15 protein-coding genes are annotated in these 17,361 nt (G+C 65.1%); 10 read left to right on the forward strand and 5 right to left on the reverse strand.

The annotated features are described in order from the left end of the window. The first annotated feature begins 176 nt into the window (after window positions 1–176). The 6 genes from ACE039_RS12645 (at window position 177) to ACE039_RS12670 (ending at window position 6,271) form a co-directional block, all read left to right on the forward strand. Complete coding sequence (locus ACE039_RS12645) at window positions 177–1,310, forward strand: NAD(P)/FAD-dependent oxidoreductase (RefSeq protein ID WP_485822521.1); 1,134 nt, start codon at window positions 177–179, stop codon at window positions 1,308–1,310. A gap of 47 nt (window positions 1,311–1,357) precedes the next feature. Continuing rightward, a complete protein-coding gene (locus tag ACE039_RS12650; protein ID WP_485822522.1) occupies window positions 1,358–3,001 on the forward strand; it encodes a peptide ABC transporter substrate-binding protein in 1,644 nt (547 codons plus the stop codon). Window positions 3,002–3,018: 17 nt separating this feature from the next. Further along, the gene (locus ACE039_RS12655; RefSeq protein ID WP_088589915.1) at window positions 3,019–3,969 is read left to right on the forward strand and encodes an ABC transporter permease; all 951 of its coding nucleotides are present in this window, start codon (window positions 3,019–3,021) and stop codon (window positions 3,967–3,969) included. Window positions 3,970–3,971: 2 nt separating this feature from the next. Continuing rightward, on the forward strand, window positions 3,972–4,868 hold the full coding sequence (locus ACE039_RS12660; protein ID WP_448709693.1) for an ABC transporter permease: 897 nt from the start codon (window positions 3,972–3,974) through the stop codon (window positions 4,866–4,868). Between the two features lie 73 nt (window positions 4,869–4,941). Beyond that, on the forward strand, window positions 4,942–5,838 hold the full coding sequence (locus ACE039_RS12665) for a LysR substrate-binding domain-containing protein (protein WP_105558972.1): 897 nt from the start codon (window positions 4,942–4,944) through the stop codon (window positions 5,836–5,838). Window positions 5,839–6,058: 220 nt separating this feature from the next. Next, the gene (locus tag ACE039_RS12670; protein WP_416029071.1) at window positions 6,059–6,271 is read left to right on the forward strand and encodes a DUF1059 domain-containing protein; all 213 of its coding nucleotides are present in this window, start codon (window positions 6,059–6,061) and stop codon (window positions 6,269–6,271) included. An 18-nt stretch (window positions 6,272–6,289) separates the two neighbouring features. On the opposite strand, the gene ACE039_RS12675 is transcribed toward ACE039_RS12670, so the two are convergent. Further along, window positions 6,290–7,780, reverse strand: coding sequence for an EAL domain-containing protein (locus tag ACE039_RS12675; protein WP_485811936.1), 1,491 nt, complete (start codon window positions 7,778–7,780; stop codon window positions 6,290–6,292). Between the two features lie 178 nt (window positions 7,781–7,958). Beyond that, window positions 7,959–9,011 carry an ornithine cyclodeaminase gene (locus ACE039_RS12680; RefSeq protein ID WP_485822523.1) on the reverse strand — a complete coding sequence of 351 codons (1,053 nt, stop codon included), beginning with the start codon at window positions 9,009–9,011 and terminating at the stop codon, window positions 7,959–7,961. A 124-nt stretch (window positions 9,012–9,135) separates the two neighbouring features. On the opposite strand from ACE039_RS12680, the gene ACE039_RS12685 reads away from it, so the two are divergent. The 3 genes from ACE039_RS12685 to ACE039_RS12695 all read left to right on the forward strand — a co-directional run bounded on the left by ACE039_RS12685 (window position 9,136) and on the right by ACE039_RS12695 (window position 12,334). Next, window positions 9,136–9,561: an Lrp/AsnC family transcriptional regulator gene (locus ACE039_RS12685; protein ID WP_006226764.1), complete on the forward strand. Its 426-nt coding sequence runs from the start codon at window positions 9,136–9,138 to the stop codon at window positions 9,559–9,561. Between the two features lie 287 nt (window positions 9,562–9,848). After that, entirely contained in the window at window positions 9,849–11,318 is a 1,470-nt protein-coding gene (gene hydA / locus ACE039_RS12690; protein ID WP_485822524.1) for a dihydropyrimidinase, read from the forward strand. Window positions 11,319–11,401: 83 nt separating this feature from the next. Next, entirely contained in the window at window positions 11,402–12,334 is a 933-nt protein-coding gene (locus tag ACE039_RS12695; protein WP_485822579.1) for an N-carbamoyl-D-amino-acid hydrolase, read from the forward strand. Here the strand turns inward: ACE039_RS12695 and ACE039_RS12700 are convergent. Continuing rightward, the gene (locus ACE039_RS12700; protein WP_485822525.1) at window positions 12,331–13,287 is read right to left on the reverse strand and encodes a LysR family transcriptional regulator; all 957 of its coding nucleotides are present in this window, start codon (window positions 13,285–13,287) and stop codon (window positions 12,331–12,333) included. The two genes, ACE039_RS12695 and ACE039_RS12700, sit on opposite strands and share 4 nt — an antisense overlap. Window positions 13,288–13,365: 78 nt before the next feature. On the opposite strand from ACE039_RS12700, the gene ACE039_RS12705 reads away from it, so the two are divergent. Next, on the forward strand, window positions 13,366–14,022 hold the full coding sequence (locus tag ACE039_RS12705; RefSeq protein ID WP_485822526.1) for an aspartate/glutamate racemase family protein: 657 nt from the start codon (window positions 13,366–13,368) through the stop codon (window positions 14,020–14,022). A gap of 54 nt (window positions 14,023–14,076) precedes the next feature. On the opposite strand, the gene ACE039_RS12710 is transcribed toward ACE039_RS12705, so the two are convergent. Together ACE039_RS12710 and ACE039_RS12715 are read right to left on the reverse strand one after the other, a co-directional pair. Continuing rightward, on the reverse strand, window positions 14,077–15,837 hold the full coding sequence (locus tag ACE039_RS12710; protein WP_485822527.1) for an ABC transporter ATP-binding protein: 1,761 nt from the start codon (window positions 15,835–15,837) through the stop codon (window positions 14,077–14,079). A 12-nt stretch (window positions 15,838–15,849) separates the two neighbouring features. Beyond that, the gene (locus ACE039_RS12715) at window positions 15,850–17,304 is read right to left on the reverse strand and encodes an amidohydrolase family protein (protein ID WP_485822528.1); all 1,455 of its coding nucleotides are present in this window, start codon (window positions 17,302–17,304) and stop codon (window positions 15,850–15,852) included. Window positions 17,305–17,361: the final 57 nt, after the last annotated feature.

The following is a 17,361-nucleotide window of genomic DNA, read 5'->3' on the forward strand; positions in this document are numbered from 1 at the left end:
TAGCGTTTTCCCTGGCGCGTGGGCAAGCCCCGACCCGGTGCAGATTATTGCGGTTTCGATTCCATTTATTCGACTCGACACTGTCGAAGGCGTTGGGATTCAATCGGGTCATTCCGGGAACAGCCCGGCGCCGCGGCACGGAACCAGCGGCTTTCCAGATGAAAGGGGAACACAGGATGCAGGTGGATTTTGTCATTGTGGGCGGCGGGATTTCGGGTGCGGCAGCCGCCTACTTCCTTTCTCAGGCCGGGCGGGTGGCGCTGATCGAACAGGAGCCGCATTTCGGCTTCCATAGTTCGGGCCGTACCGCCGGCCAGTTCACCGTCGGCATTTCGGCCGACCAGATGCGCGCCATGGCCGCTGCCAGCCGGGCGTTCTTCCAGGCGCCGCCGGCGGGCTTCACCGACCTGCCCCTGATCGAGCAACGCGGCAGCCTCACGTTGGGCCGCCACAGCCAGAAAGCCGTGCTGGACAAGCTGCACGAGCGCATCGGACAGGCGGGCGGCACCGCCGAATGGGTGGACCGGCAGCAGGCCTTGGCCCTGTTTCCCGCGCTGCTGGCCGACAAGTTCGACCTGGGCGTCCATGAGGCCGACGCGCAGGACATCGACGTCAATACCCTGCTTCAGGCCTATCTGAAAGGCGCCAAACGCAACGGCGCGGTGCTGGCGACCAATGCGCCGGTGCAGAGTATCGAGCGCCACGAAGGCAACTGGCGCATCCGCACGCAGGACGAGGACTACACCGCCGGCGTGATGGTCAACGCAGCGGGCGGCTGGGCCGACGCCATCGCCCGCATGGCGGGCGTGGCGCCCGTGGGCATCACGCCGTACAAACGCACCGCCTTCACCTTCCCGTTGCTACCGGGCTCGGAAGGCGCGCGCTGGCCGCATGTGTGCAACGCGGACTACCAGTGGTACGTCAAGCCGGAACACGGTTGCTTCATGGGTTCGCCCGCCGACGCGCAGCCGGTTGCGCCCGGCGAGGTCTATCCGGACGAACTGGACGTGGCGCAGGGCATCTACAACATCGAACAGGAAACGGCGTTGCGCGTTCCGCGCCCCATCAGCGTCTGGGCGGGCGTGCGCAGCTACGTGCGCGACCGTAACCCGGTCTGCGGCGCGCGCGCCGACAGCCCTGGCTTCATCTGGTACGCCGCCCTGGGCGGTTGCGGCGTGCTGACCTCTCCCGCGATGGGGCAGGCGGTGGCGGCGCTGGCGCAAGGCCAGGCGCTGCCCGATGCGCTGCGCGCGCAAGGCCTGACGCCCGAGGCGCTGTCGCCCGACCGCGCCACGCTTGCATCCGACTGATTCCGGCTTAGACCAACCAGCACAACCACAACGGGGAAACGGAAGCCATGATCCACCATAAGCTCTCCAAACGCGACTTCCTGAAATTGTCGGCCACCGCCGGCACGCTGCTGGCGGCGCCCGCCTGGGCGCAATCGGCGCCGACGCCGCCCGCCGCGCCGCGCGGCCAGGTGATCGCCGGCATTTCACAAGAACCCACGGTATTCAATCCGCTGATGCCGGGCAGCGAAGTCGACCAGGGCGTCTGGTGGCAGCTGTTCAGCCCCTTGTGGTTCATCGACGGGCAAGGCAATACCGTGCCGGACCTGGCGCGCGAGGTGCCGTCGGTTGCCAACGGCGGGCTGTCGGCCGACGGGCTGGTCTGGAAAGTGAAGCTCCGTGCGGGCGCGACCTGGCACGACGGCAAGCCGTTCACCGCGCGCGACGTGAAGTACACGCTGGAATTGATCAATAACCCGGTGTTCCGCGCCCGCAACCGCGTCGGCCATTCCCTGGTGCGCGACATCACCGTGGTCGCGGACGATGAGATCCACTGGCGCATGGAAAGCAGCTTCACGCCCTACATGTCCGTGTTGTCCCAGACCTTCATGGTGCCGGAGCACATCCTGGGCGCGGCCACCGATCCCAATACCGCGCCTTACAACCAGGCGCCCATCGGCACCGGCCCCTTCCGCTGGGGCGCGCGCCGCGCCGGCGACCACATCCAGCTGGAACGCAACCCGGCCTACCATGGCCAGGGCCCCTATCTGCTGCGGGTGATCTTCAAGTACATCCCCGACCAGACGATGCTGTATACGCAGTTCCGTAGCGGGCAGATCGACTATTTGGGCTTGTCCGGCATTCAGCCCAGCTTCGAACAAGAAGCGGCCAAGCTGCGCGGCGCGCGCATCATGCCGGTACCCACCCCATTCATCGAGCACGTCGCGTTGAACCTGGGTTTCGCCCCGTTCGCGGACAAGTCCGTGCGCGAAGCTCTGTACCTGGGCATGAACAAGGAAGCACGCATCAAGGCCATCTATCAGGGCCGGCCGCTGCCGACGGAATCCTATGTGCCCAAGGGCCACTGGGCCTACAACGACGCACTGCCCGCGCACCGCTACGACCCGAAGGCCGCCCGCGCTTTGCTGGATGCGGCTGGCTGGGTGCCGGGCAGCGACGGCATCCGCGTGAAGAACGGCCAGCGCCTGGCCTTCTCCAATTCCACGACGGCGGGCGCGCAGGCGCGCGAGCAATCCCAGCAGTTGCTGATGCAGGACTGGCGGCAGATCGGCGTGGAGATGACCATCGAAAACATGCCCGCCGCCGTCATCTGGGGCAATTTCTGGCAGAAGTCGCAATACCAGTCGGTGATGGTGGCGTCCAACTTCCTCCAGGGCAGCGACCCCGACGTGACCGCGCGCTTTTCCAGCGCGTCGATTCCCGCCAAGGGCGGTAGCGGCCTGAACACCTACCAATACCAGAATCCCGAAATGGACCAGCTGCTGTTGCAGGGCACCCGGGAATTCAACCAGGACGAGCGCAAGCGCATCTATCATCGGATCCAGGAGATCGTCAGGAGCGACCTGGTGCTGTTGCCCGTTTCCCAAACGGTCATCATTGAAGCCGTCAAGGACAAGCTCGTCGGCTACGAAAACAATATCAACAGCTCATCCAACTGCTGGAACATGCGCAGCTGGTATTGGGCAAGCTGACGGGCCGGAACCTCCAGATGACCCAATACCTGCTTAAGCGCGGTGGCCAATCCCTGGTGCTGCTGCTGTTGGTTTCGCTGATCGGCTTCGGCATCCTGTACCTGTCGCCCGGTGGCCCGCTGTCGCAGTTGGCGCAATCGTCGAACATGGCGCAAGAGGATATCGACCGCCTGACCCGCAGCATGGGGCTGGACCGCCCCTTCCTGATCCAGTACGGAGACTGGTTGCTGCGCATGGTGCGTGGCGACTGGGGCGCGTCGTATCGGGACGGCATCGGCGTGCTGGCTACCATCGGATCGCATATCGGGGCGACGTTGTCGCTGATGGCGGTGTCCACCGTCATCGCCGCGCTGCTGGGCGGCATGATCGGCATCTGGGGCGCGGTCCGCCGGCATTCACTGATGGACGCGCTGTCGTCGGTGGGCGCGATGATCGCGTTGTCCATCCCGACATTCTGGTTCGGCCTGATGGCGATCTACCTGTTTTCCATCAAGCTGGGCTGGCTGCCGGCCGGCAATCAGCAGACGTTCGGCGACGGTTCGTTTCTGGACCTGGCGCACCACATGATCGCGCCGGTCATGGTGCTGGCGCTGGTCGAGACCGCGGTATGGGCGCGCTTCATGCGTTCGTCCATGATCGAGACGCTGGAGCAGGATTACATCCGCACGGCACGCGCCAAGGGCGCGGGCGGCCGCGCCATCATCCTGTCGCACGCGTTGCGCAATGCGCTGCTGCCCATGATCACCCTTGTCGGGCTGCAATTCCCCACCTTGCTGGGCGGCGCGCTGATCACCGAAACGGTCTTCAGCTGGCCCGGCATGGGCCGGCTGTTCTTCGATTCGCTTGAGTACCGCGACTACCCCGTGGTGATGGGAATTCTGATGCTGTCCGCCATCATGGTGATGCTGGGCTCGCTGCTGGCCGATGTGCTGTACGCCATCGCCGACCCTCGTATCCGGATGGATTGAGCATGATGAAAGCTCCTGGAATTTCCGAAACGGCTGCGGCGGGCGCGCCGTACTGTCCACCGGGCGGCCTGCGTGCCGGCTGGCGCCGCGTGACCCGCCACAAGCTGGCGGCGGCCGGCGCCGCCACCCTTGTCCTGATGATCCTGCTGTGCTTCGCGGGGCCGCTGGTCCTGCGGCTGGACGCCAGCTATATCGACGTGCTGAACCGCTTTGCCCCGCCGCTTACCGGCGGCCACCTGCTGGGCACGGACGAACTGGGGCGCGACGTGCTGGCCCGCCTGATGGCCGGCGGGCGGATCTCGCTTGTGATTGGATTCGCGGCCATGCTGATTTCGGTGGTGATCGGCACCCTTGTGGGAATGGTCGCCGGCTACCGGCGCGGTTTCGTGGGCGCCCTGTTGATGCGCTTTGTCGACGCCATGCTGGCGTTCCCGACCATCTTCCTGATCCTGGCCCTGGCCATGCTGGTCAAGCCGGGCATTGTCTCGACGACCATCCTGATTTCGGCCACCTGCTGGATGGAAGTGGCGCGTTTGGTCGAAGGCCAGTACCGGTCGCTGCGCAACACGGAGTACGCCGCCGCGGCCCGGACCGCAGGCGCTTCGGGCCTGCGCATCATGGTGGTCGAACTGCTGCCCAATGCCATGGGCCCGATCATCATCGTCGCCACGCTGAACGTGGCGCGCGCCATCCTGCTTGAATCCTACGTCAGTTATCTGGGCTATGGCATCCAGCCGCCGGTCGCCAGCCTGGGCAACATGCTGAACAACGCCCAGATCTACCTGACATCGGCGCCCTGGCTGGCGATCGTGCCCGGCGTGGCGATTGCGCTGACCGTGACCAGCGTGAATTTCATGGGCGAAGGGCTGCGCAATATACTCGAGCCGCGCAGCCAGTGACGATTGCCACGGGCGCGCCAGCCGGTACCCCCTGATCCGAGCCGAGCCTAACCCCCAAGCCCTGGAGAATGGGATGCACCGACGCCTGCCCTCGCTGAACGCGCTACGCTGCTTTGAAGTCGTGGCGGCCCATACCAGCGTCAAGAAGGCCGCCCAGATCCTGAATGTCAGCGAAAGCGCAGTCAGCCGCCAGGTGCGCATCCTGGAAGAACAATTGGGGCAAACGCTGTTCCTGCGCACCCACAGCGGCCTGGAGATCACCGAGGCCGGGCGCAAGCTGGCCACCACGGTGAAAGAAGCGTTCGACCATATCGCCAACGCCATCGACCCCACGCACACCGACCAGGACATCGTCACGCTGCGGGTGATCCCCACCTTCGCGCTGCGCTGGCTTTTCCCCCGGCTGCGGCGCTTCCACGAGCAGTACCCGATGATCAAGGTCGTGGTCCGCACGCGGCTCAACGACATGACGGCCGACGAGACGGATTCCGACTTGGGGATCCGTTACGCGCTGGGCAATTTTTCGCACGAAGACGCCACCGAGCTCTACGCCGAATGGATCGTGCCGGTGTGCGCGCCCGGCCATATCGATGCGGCCGACCCCGAGCGCGGCTTGCAGGAATCCACGCTGCTGCATCCCCTGCCGGACCACCAGGACTGGATCACGTGGTCCGAGAAGACCGGCATCGACCTATTCACCCGAGGCGGCCTGGATTTCGACGCGCTGGACATGGCGTTGAGCGCCGCCGAGGCCGGCCTGGGCGTGGCCATCGCGGACGTCGTGCTGGCCGATCAAGCCATCCGGGATGGCCGGGTCGTCGTGCCGCTTCGCCGCGCGGTGCCGACCGGCGTGTCGTATTACCTGGTGCGCCAACCCGCGCTGCGCCATCGCAGGCAGGTCAAACTGGTGGAAGACTGGATCGTCAGCGAGCTGGTGGAATCCAAGGCCATCATCGCGTCCTACGCCTAGCGCCTGTCGCGCTGCGGAAACCCCGCTCGGCGCGCCCCCACCAACCGGCGTCAAACAGGGGCCGACCCCGCATTACGGGCCCCAACCTGGCGCCGACAAGCCTATACTTTTCTCACCATCGGGCGCGCTGCGACGCGCCATCGGCCCGATGCCCTCCACGCCGCGCGTCGGATGTTCCATCACGCAAGCCGCCCTTGGCGCGCTGCGTCGGGAGAACGCCATGACCCGTAAATACATCGACTGCCGCGAGTACCCGAGCGAGATGAACTGCTCGGTGGCGCTGGCGGCGGATTCCGACGATGAATTGCTGGAAGCCGCCGTGCAGCATGCCACCACGGTGCATAAGCACACGGATTCGCCGGAACTGCGCACGCAGCTCAAAGGCCTGTTCCATGACGGCTCGCCGCCGGCGGAAGCGCCGGCCCGAGTTTGAGGTTTGACGGCACGGGGGCTATTCCGGCGGAATGTCCTCGGGCCTCACCGCCCGGCCCAACAACCATCCCTGGCCGACGGCCGCCGGTTGGCGCGCCGACAGATACTGCGCCTGGGCTTCGGTTTCGATGCCTTCGACGATCAGCCCCACGCCCAACGCGCGCGAGATATCGATGACATGGTCAATGATGAGCGTGCCCGCCGGTTCCGCGCCGATGGCCTGCGTGAAACGACGGTCCAGTTTGATGGCGTCGGCCTGCATTTCCGCCAGGTAGTTCAGGTTGGAATTTCCGGTGCCGAAGTCGTCGATCAGTATGCGGAACCCCTGGCGTTGCAAGGTCCGGATGATGCCCCGCACGTGGCCGTCCGACAGCGGCGAACCTTCGGTGATTTCCAGCGCCACGCGCGGCGGGGCAATGCCTTGTTCGTTCACCGTGCGCAGCAGGAAATCGGGGTAGGCATCGTCCTGAAGGTCTTCCGCCGACACGTTGATGCTGACGTAGAAACCGGAGGCGTCCCGTAGCCGGCCGGCAAGATCCTGCAGCGCTTGCTGCGTCACCACGCGGGACAACTCGCGGCCCAGGCCCATCTCTTCGGCCAACGGCACGAACAGCGCTGGCGGCACCGCCGATCCGTCGCGCGCCCGCCAGCGCGCCAGCGCCTCGACGCCGACCAGGCGGCGCGTCGACAGCTCGCGCAGCGGCTGATAGCGCACTTGCACGCCGCCGCGGCGGATGGCTTTGCGCAGCGCGGCCCGCTCGCTCTTGGACTGCTGGCGCCACAACACACACAGGCCGGCCAGCAAGCCCCCTGCGAGCGCGCCCGTACACGCCAGGATCAGCGCGGGCAGCGTGAACCAGTCATGCGAGCTGACGCGCGACACCGCGCACGTATCGGAGGTTGCGGGCGGGGCGCATTCCGCGATCAGGCGCTCGGCCCGCAAACTGTTTTCAGACGGGCTGCCGCCGCGATAGAGCGCCAGGCCGTCCGTGCGGCCAAAGCGGCGGAAAACATGCGCGCCGTCGCGGGTCATCACCAGGGCATCGATTCCTGAACCGGGCTCCGGAAACCCATCGAAGGCGCCCGGCGCCGTGAACACGATCACGTCGTTGCGTGCCGCCATGTCCCCGATGATGCGGCGGTCGATGATATTGGCGGCCCCGGTCCACAAGGAGGTTCCGCTGCGTGTGGTGAAGGTGGCGGGGGGCAGGGGGTGGGGCGCGGCCAGCACGCCCCACGCAGCGGAACACACCAGCATGCCGTCGCTCAGGCGGCCGATGTCACGCAGGAACGTGGCATTGAACAGCAGCACCCGCAACGTGGCCACGTCGGACTCCGAACACAGGTCGGCGCTATGCGTGGCTGCCTGGATGAGGCGTTGGCTTTCCTGGGTCACTCGCACGGCTTGCGACAGCAACCGCGTATTGTGCCGGGCAAGCCTGTCGTCGACCTGGTTGACTTCGATCAGACGTCCGGTTGCCAGTCCCGCCAGGAAACCCAGCGTCGACATCGACAGGACTACAGCCGCAATTCGGAAACGTGACATCAAGGAAGGGGACGCTGGCACCGCGCGTATCCAAGACGGAGAACAGCGCGTAAGGCAATGTAACCGCAACCCGCCCTTCCACCCAGAAAAAAACGCCCACCATCGGCAACGGGCGTCTTTTTTTGGCGAAAACCGCCCGAGCCTAGCGTTGCGCCAGGGCGGGCTGGCCGCTGCGGGCCGTGCGCACCACGTTGAACAGGTTCTTGGGGTCCTGCAATTGCGGCGCCACTTCAATGCAAGCGCCGATGCCGTGCCGGGCCGCGCTATCGCGCAGCCAACGCAGGGCAGAAAAGTCTTCCAGCGCGAAGCCGACCGAGTCGAAGATGGTCACGTCGGCAGCGCTTTGACGGCCGCCGCGCTGCCCGGTCAGGACACGCCACAGCTCCGTCACGGCGAAATCAGCGGGCATCTGTTGCAGATCGCCTTCAATACGCGTCTGTGGTTCGTATTCGACAAATACCGGCCCCATGCGCAGTACGTCGGCATGCAGTTCCGTCTTGCCCGGGCAGTCGCCGCCCAAGGCATTGATGTGCATGCCGGGCTTGACCATGTCGGCCGTCAGAATGGTGGCGTAGGCCTTGTCGGCCGTTACCGTGGTGACGATGTCGGCGCCCTGCACGGCCTGGGCCGTGCCGTCGAAACGCACCACGCGCAGGGACGGCGCGACGGCGGCCAGATTGCTTTCCAGCTTGCGCGTGGCCTCGGGGTCCACGTCATAGACGTGCAGCGCGTCGATGCCAAGGATGTAGTGGAACGCCAACGCCTGGAATTCGGCCTGCGCGCCGTTGCCGATCAGCGCCATCGTGCGGGAATCCGGCCGGGCCAGAGCGCGCGCGGCCAAGGCAGAGGTCACGGCGGTGCGCAAGGCGGTGGTCAGGGTCAGTTCGCTGATCAGCAGCGGTTCGCCCGTGCTGACTTGCGCGAGGGCGCCGAAGGCCATCACGGTCGAAAGACCGGCCAGCGGGTTGCCGGGGTGGCCGTTCACGAACTTGAAGCTGTAGAGCTCGTTGTCGGCGGTGGGCATCAGTTCGATGACACCGGCGGCGGAATGGCTGGCCACGCGTGGGCATTTATCGAATTCCTGCCATCGCAGAAAATCGGCCAGCACATAGTCCAGCAGGTCGGTGAAGACCTTGCGCGGCCCTTGCAGGGCCACGATGTTGGCTACGTCCGAAGTCGTCAGCAGTGTCGTCAAAATGTTCTCCCCTAGTTATGGAATAGAAATTCTGGCGGACGGCCAAACCAATTCATAGTGACAACATTCAATACGAAACGCTAAGATTCTGGCAATACGACAGCGATATTTAGCACTTTTCACAATGGACACGTTAGACCAGAGCCTGCTGGGGCTGCTGCGCGCCAATGCCCGCTTATCGGTCGCCACGCTGGCGAAGAAGCTGGATGTGTCGCGCGGTACCATCGACAACCGCATCCGCAAACTGGAAGAGCGGGGCATCATCGTCGGCTACACCGTGCGGCTGCGCCCCGAGGTCGAAACCGAAGACATCGTGGCCTGGATGAGCATCGCCGTCGAAGGCCATGAAACCCGCAAGATCGTGAACCTGCTGATGGGCGAACCCAGCGTCGCGGGCCTGCACGACACCAACGGCCGCTGGGACCTGCTGGCCGAATTGCGCGTGCCCACCATCGAACAGTTGTCCGAAGTGCTGGACCGCCTGCGCACGCTGAAGGGCATTTCCGCCACGGAAACCAGCATTCACCTGAAGACGTTCAAGGCGTTCTAGGCCGCAGGCGCGTGGGTCGATCTGATGGAAAGCGCGGGGAAACCCGATATAAAAGTTTGCATAGCGTCCATGATCCAGCGTTATGCATGGGGCAAGGGGCCGATGCTGCCCTCCCCTGAATCCTCAATCCAATCAGTGTCTTAGCGGAAATTCGCCATCGTGCCGCCGCCAGCCGCGGCGCGCCGTTGCGCGGTATCGGATTTCAGCTGGCGCATGCATGCTTGCACCTTCAGCCGCGCCCGTCCTCAGACGCACCACGGCATGCAACCCTTGCGTCCAGACATTTCATGACCGATTTCGACCTGACTCTGCACAACGGCCGCATCGTTACCGCGGATGCCGACTTCATTGGCGACATCGGCATCGTCGACGGCGTCATCACCGCCGTCTCGGCCCGGCTTCCCGCCGGCAAGCGCGCCATCGACGCGACGGGCCGCCTGGTGATGCCCGGTGGCATCGACAGCCATTGCCATGTCGAACAGCTTTCCAGCATGGGCATACCGTGCGCCGACGATTGGTACAGCGCGTCCGTGTCCGCCGCCCACGGCGGCAACACCACCATCGTACCGTTCGCCGCGCAGCATCGCGGGCAATCGCTGCGCCAGGTGGCAGATGAGTACGCCGCCTCGGCCGCCGCGAAATCGGTCATCGACTTCAGCTATCACCTGATCATCTCCGACCCCACGCCGCAGACGCTGAACCACGACTTGCCCGAGCTGATCCGCGCCGGCGTCACGTCGTTCAAAGTCTTCATGACCTACGACAAGCTGAAGCTGGACGACAAGCAGTTGCTGGACGTGTTCGCGATTGCCGCGCGCGAGGGCGCTCTCCCCATGGTGCACGCCGAAAACAACGATGTGATCAGCTGGATCGCGCGCCACCTGCTGGCCGCGGGCCTCACCGCACCGAAATACCACGCGGTCAGCCACGACCCCATCGCGGAAAACGAGGCCACCCAGCGTGCCATCAGCCTTGCGTCCGTGCTGGAAGTGCCCGTGCTGATCGTGCACGTTTCCACGCAGGGCGGCGCGCAGGCGATCCACGCCGCGCAGACGCTGGGCGCCCCGGTCTACGGCGAAACATGCCCGCACTACCTGCTGCTGACGGCCGAGGACATCGACATCCCCGGCGTCGAAGGCGCCAAGTTCTGTTGCAGCCCGCCGCCGCGCGATCCGATGTCGCAACAGGCGCTATGGCAAAGCCTGGATAGCGGCACGCTTGCGCTGCTGTCGTCGGATCATGCGCCGTACCGCTACGACGAATCCGGCAAGTTGCCCGCAGGGGACGCCACCACGTTCAAGCAGATCGCCAATGGCCTGCCCGGCCTGGAAGTGCGCATGCCGCTGCTGTTCTCGGAAGGCGTGCGCAGCGGCCGCCTGACGCTTCAGCAATTCGTGGCGCTCACGTCCACCAACCACGCCCGCATGTATGGCCTGTACCCGAGAAAGGGGACGATTTGCGTGGGCGCGGACGCCGACATCGCCATCTGGGATCCCGAGCGCACCGTGACACTTTCGGCCACCGCGCTGCACGACAACGTTGGCTACACGCCCTACGAAGGCCGCCAGGTCACCGGCTGGCCCACTACCGTGGTGAGCCGCGGCGAGGTCATCGTGGATAACGGCGTGCTGCAGGCCGAACGCGGTCGTGGCCGCTTCATCGCCCGCGGCCTGCCCGCCCCGCTGCAGAAGACGCGCGAGATCTCGCCGCGCGCCGCCTTGTTGCGAAAGATTTTCCCGAACGTGATCGAGCCGTGACCCGCGGCGCTTCGCAGTTGAACCCCATTCGATAAGAACACCTGGAGATTGATATCGTGAGCAATGCAACCCCCTCCCGCAGAATGGGCTTGGCGGTCGCCCAAATGGGCGCCGTGAACCTGGCCGACACCCGCGCGGTGGTCGTGCGCCGCCTGGTCGAGATGATGCGCGAGGCCGCCGCCCGCAAGGCGGAATTCGTCGTGTTCCCGGAACTGGCGCTGACGACGTTCTTCCCGCGCTACTGGATGGAAGACGCGGAAGCCGTGGAGCGCTATTTTGAAAAGACCATGCCCAACGCCGATGTCCAGCCTCTGTTCGACGCCGCGCTGGAGCTGGGCATCGGCTTCTACCTGGGATATGCCGAATTGACGCCGGAAGGCCGCCAGTTCAACACGGCCATCCTGGTGGACCGCAGCGCCAAGATCATCGGCAAATACCGCAAGATCCACCTGCCCGGCCACTCGGACCACAAGGTCGACGCGCCGTTCCAGCATCTGGAGAAGAAGTTCTTCGAAGTGGGTGACCTGGGATTCGGCGTGTGGGACACCAACGACGTCAAGATTGGCATGTGCCTGTGCAATGACCGCCGCTGGCCCGAGACGTATCGCGTAATGTCGCTGCAAAGCGCCGAACTGATCGTGCTGGGCTACAACACACCGTCCTTGAACATCCACTGGGACGAGCCCGTGCACTGGCGCACCACCACGCACGAGATCGTGCTGCAGGCCAGCGCCTACCAGAACGCGGTCTGGGTGGGCGCCGCCGCCAAGTGCGGCCATGAAGACGGCCACCACATGATCGGCAGCTCGATGATCGTGGCGCCGTCCGGCGAGATCGTGGCCCGTTCCAGCGGCGAAGAAGACGAAGTGATCACGGCGAAGATTGACCTGGGGATGGGCCAGACCTTCCGCGACCACGTCTTCAACTTCGCCAAACACCGCAGCCCGCAACACTACAAGCTGATCACCGAGCGCACCGGCGCTGGTGAACCGCTGCCCGTGCCCGAAGTCGTCTAAGGCCGGTTGATGATTGCCTGCATCATTGCAGGCAGTTCTTTCTTGACGATCAGGGAGAACTGCGTCAGAAACGCCTTGGCGATAGATGGCGGCGGTTCGATCCGGGAATGGGACACGTGCACCGACAACGGAATCGCTGGCTCGATACGACGCACCACGATGCCGTGCATCAGCGCGTCCGTCAGGCCGTACGAGTCCACCAGGGCCACACCGACGCCCTGGCGCACGAACGAGCATGCCGTCTGGGAGGAGCGCACCTCGATGGCAGGCGTGATCGCCTGCCCCAGCGGCTCGAGATAGTTGAACAAGGTTTCGCCCAGCGGCGTGTCACGCCCATACCCCACCAGCATCTCGCCGGCCAGCATCGCCGGCTCGATGATGCTCTCTCTCGCCAGCCGATGACCGGCGGGCAGCACGCAGACGATCTCGCCCTGCGCGAGCTCGCTGGTGATCAGGTTGGGGTGTTCAGGCTTGAACGTGGAAATCGCGATGTCCGCGTGCCCCAGCAACAACTGGGGCAGCAACGCATCCATGCCCAACGGCCGGTAGCGAATGCGCACCCCGGGGTTGCGGGCGCAGAATTTCGCCGTGGCAGCCGGGATCAGCCATTCGCCGAAGCTGGGGCTGGACACCACGCTAACCCATCCGCCGCCATGGCCAGCCAGGCCAGCGGCCATATCGTTCAGGCGGTTGACGCCCGCCTGAATCGATTCCACTTCCTGGAAAAGTTTGCGCGCTTCCTTGGTAGGGTGCAGGCGGCCCTTGAAGCGCTCAAACAACGCATAGCCCAAGCGCAGCTCTATCGACGCCAGCACCCGGCTGATGGCCGGCTGCGTCACATGCAACAGCCTCCCGGCGGCGCTGAGCGAACCGGTGATCATGATGGCGTGAAACACCTCGATCTGCCGCAGGTTCAACGGCCCCGACCTGACCTTTCCAGGTAATTCCGACATGCTGCTTCTCTTTCCTCTTGACCTGGGCGCTACGTGCACTGCACGTGTCCACCTCTTTTGCAGGGATTCTACTCAATCGTGCCCAACGCCCGCATCACGCTCGTAAACCCCAACTCGCTGAGCCACGTCACCGACGCCATTGCCCGCGCGGTCACGCCGTTCCGACGCCTGCCGCTGGCATTCCGCTGCGTTACCTCCACCAACGGCCCGGCCGGCATCCAGACGCAGGCCGAAGCCGACGCCAGCATCGCGCCGATGAAGCAGCTGTTCCTGCAAGAGGCGGCCGATACCGACGCCTTCGTCGTGGCCTGCTTCAGTGACCCTGGGCTGCATGGCTTGCGCGAGCTGGTGGCGGCGCCCGTGCTGGGAATCGGGGAATGTTCGGTACTGACAGCCATGAGCATAGCCACCCGCATCGGCGTGATCGCCATCGCCAGCGCCTCCATTCCTCGCCACCTGCGCTATTTCCGCCAGATGGGCGTAGCCGACCGTATTTGCGCGGAACGGGCGCTGGACATGAAGGTCAGCGACCTGGCCAACGCGGACCAGGCGTTCACGCGCATGGTGACCGTTGGCGAAACCTTGCGCGACGAGCACGGCGCCGATGTACTGATCATGGGATGCGCCGGCATGGCCGACCTGCGCGACCGGTTGGAAGACGCATGCGGGCTGCCAGTGGTGGAACCGACGCAAGCCGCGGTGGCGATGGCGACGGGGCGGTTGTTCGGCCGTTAGGAAGCATTAAGAGCAGGTGGGTTGTGTGCGTTGCGCTGCAGTACGCACAACCTGTCAGGCTGCCTGCTGCACGAAGTGCCCTGCAGCCACCTGCACCAATTGCGGCACTTGCGGGTTGTCGCCCACCTTGCGGATGGGGCTGGGAATGTCGCGCGAGGCGCGCACGGCACGCTGGTGACGGCGCGCCGGATCGGGGATCGGCACCGCCGACAGCAGGCGCTGCGTGTACGGATGCCGCGGGCGGTGCAGCACTTCCTGCGTGGGCCCGATCTCGACGATCTGGCCCATGACCATCACCGCGACGCGGTGGCTGACCTTCTCCACCACCGCCATGTCATGCGAGATGAACAGATAGGACAAGCCCATCTCGGCCTGCAACTCTTTCATCAATTCGATCACGCGCGCCTGCACGGACACGTCCAGCGCGGAAACCGGCTCGTCGGCCACGATGATCTTCGGGTTCACCGACAGCGCGCGCGCAATGCATAGGCGCTGGCGCTGCCCACCCGAAAACTGGTGCGCGTAGCGGTCCAGGAATTCGCGTGGCAGGCTGACGCGCTCCAGCAATTGCGCCGCACGTTCGCGGCGCTGTTCGCGCGTGAGCGCGCCATGGACCTTGAGCGGCTCGCTGACCAGATCCCATGCACGCAGGCGCGGGTTCAACGAGGCATAGGGGTCCTGGAAGATCATCTGGATATGCCGGCGCATATCGCGCATCTTGTCGGGCGACATGTGCGTGACGTCCTGGCCGATCAACCGGATTGCCCCTTCCGTGGGCTGCACCAGCTTCATCAGGAGGCGTCCGGTGGTCGATTTTCCCGATCCCGATTCGCCTACCAGCGCCAACGTTTCGCCGGCGCGCAGATTGAAGGACACTCCCTCCACCGCGTGCACATTGGCCACCACTTTGCCGAACGTGCCCGCCTTCACGGGGAAGCGCTTGGCCAGGCCCGTCACTTCCAGCACATTGGGCCGGTCCTTCACCACGGCCTCGTCGGGCGAACCATCGCCCAGCTTTGGCACGGCGGCCAGCAAGTCGCGCGTATAGGGTTGCTGCGGGGCATCGAAGAGCGCCACGGTGGCGTTCTCCTCGACCTTGTCGCCATGGCGCATCACCACCACGCGGTCGGCGATCTCGGCCACCACCCCCATGTCGTGGGTAATGAACAGCACGGCCATGCCGACTTCGCGCTGCAGGTCGCGGATCAGGTCGATGATCTCGGCCTGCACGGTGACGTCCAGCGCGGTCGTCGGCTCGTCGGCGATCAACAGCTGCGGGCGGCAGGCCAACGCCATGGCGATCATCACGCGCTGGCGCATGCCACCGGACAGGTCACCCGGGTATTGCGTCATGCGGCGCTTTGGCTCGGACATCTTCACGGCCACCAGCATGGCCTCGGCCTTCGTCCAGGCCTCCTCGCGCGAAATGTCCTGGTGCAGGAGATAGACTTCGGCCAGTTGTTCACCCACCGTCATCACCGGATTCAGCGACGTCATGGGCTCCTGGAAGATCATCGAGATCTCGTTGCCGCGGATGCGGCGCAATTCCGACTCGGGCAGCTTGAACAGGTCCACTTCCCGGCCATCGCGCGGCACGAAGCGGGCCGCGCCCTGGGCGATCCGGCCGCCAGCCCGTTCAATCAGGCGCAGGATGGAAAGCGCGGTGACCGATTTTCCCGAGCCCGACTCGCCCACCAGCGCTACCGTTTCCCCGCGGCCAATAGTGAAATCCAACGACTTCACCGCGCGGTAGGGTTTGGCGCGGGCGCCGAACTCCACGCTCAGACCCTCAACCGCCAGTAGTGTTTCGTTCATCGAACTTCTCCGTTACGAGCGAATCGGAAACACGCGCGGCGACATGGCGTCGATGTTGCGGCCCGCGTAGTCGCGCTGCGACACCGTCGCGATCGTCTGCGCCTGGGCGCGTTCCACTTCCTGCATGCAGCGTTCGATATCGATCGTCAGCAGCTGCCCGTTTTTCACCACCTGCTCGCCGTCCACGTACACATCGCGGACGGCGCGGTCGCCGGCTGAATAGATCAGGCTGCGCAGCGGCTCTCGGCCGGGGCGCATATAAGGATGCGACAGGTCGACCAGCGAAAAATCGGCTTTGCCGCCGACCGCGATGCGGCCGATGTCTTCGCGGCCCAACATCTTGGCGCCGTTCACCGTCGCGGCGTTGAACACCTCTTCGGTGGACGCAGCGCGGAAGTGGCCGGCCTGCAATCGGGCCACATAGCAGGCCAGGCGCATCTCATCCAACATGTTGTGCGGAAAGGTGTCGGTTCCGATGCCCACATTGATGCCGGCGCGCAAATAGCGGCCCAGGAAGCTCAACGCGATGCCGCGGCGCACGAACACGGTGGGACAGTGCGCCACGTGCGAGCCCGACCGCTGCAGCAGGCCAAAGTCATCGGCATGCGGCCAGTACAGCGCACGATGATCGTTCAGGAAGATTCCGTGGCCGATGATGAGGTCCTGGTCCAGCAGGCCCTGGTCGTCCAGCCATTCGATGGGCGTGCGACCGTGGCGGCGCGTCATCTCGGAGAATTCCACCACGCTTTGCGCGGCATGTATCTGCATGGGGATGCCCAGCCGGCGCGCGGCGGCCTGCGCTTCTTTCAGTAGTTCAGGCGAGCACGTGTCGACTTGCGACGGGCACAGCATGGCGCTCAGGCGGCCGCTGGGATGGTTGATGGCGCTGTCCACCACATCCAGGGCGGCCTCGAACGATTTGACGGCGCCGGCTTCATCCCAGCTGTACTCCACCGAATGGCCGTCGGTCGTGCGCCATGCGGCAGACCGGAACATGGGTCCCAGCACGCCGCGAATTCCCGTACCCGCCACCACATCGGCCCAGCCTGGACGCGGCAACGACATGTCCACGAACGTGGTGACGCCGGACAACAGCATCTCGGACACCGCGACCTGGTTGGCGTACTGCGCGGTCTCGATGCCCATGCGAAACACGGGCATGTATTCGTACAGCGAGCTCTGGCCCAGCTTGTCGCTGCCCAGCTCTTCCAGCAACCCGCGGTTGCCGGGTTCCGACGACGGATGGGTGTGCACGTTGACCAGCCCCGGCATCGCCATCAGGCCGCCCCCCGCCACGACGCTGTCGGCAGCTCCCGCATAACCGGGGCCTGCGTGGATGACGGTGTTGCCGCGTATCACCAGGTCGGCGTTTTCGATGTAGACGTGCGAACCTAGTTCGGCATCCCACGCCACCAGCGTGGACAGGTTCTTGAAATGGACGATGCGGGCTTGATTGGTGTCGCTCACGGAGGGCTCTCTGTACGGCGTAAAGGGGTTAAAGCGGCGGCGCGGTAATGGCCGCGC

This window comes from Achromobacter maghribensis, from assembly GCF_057334215.1.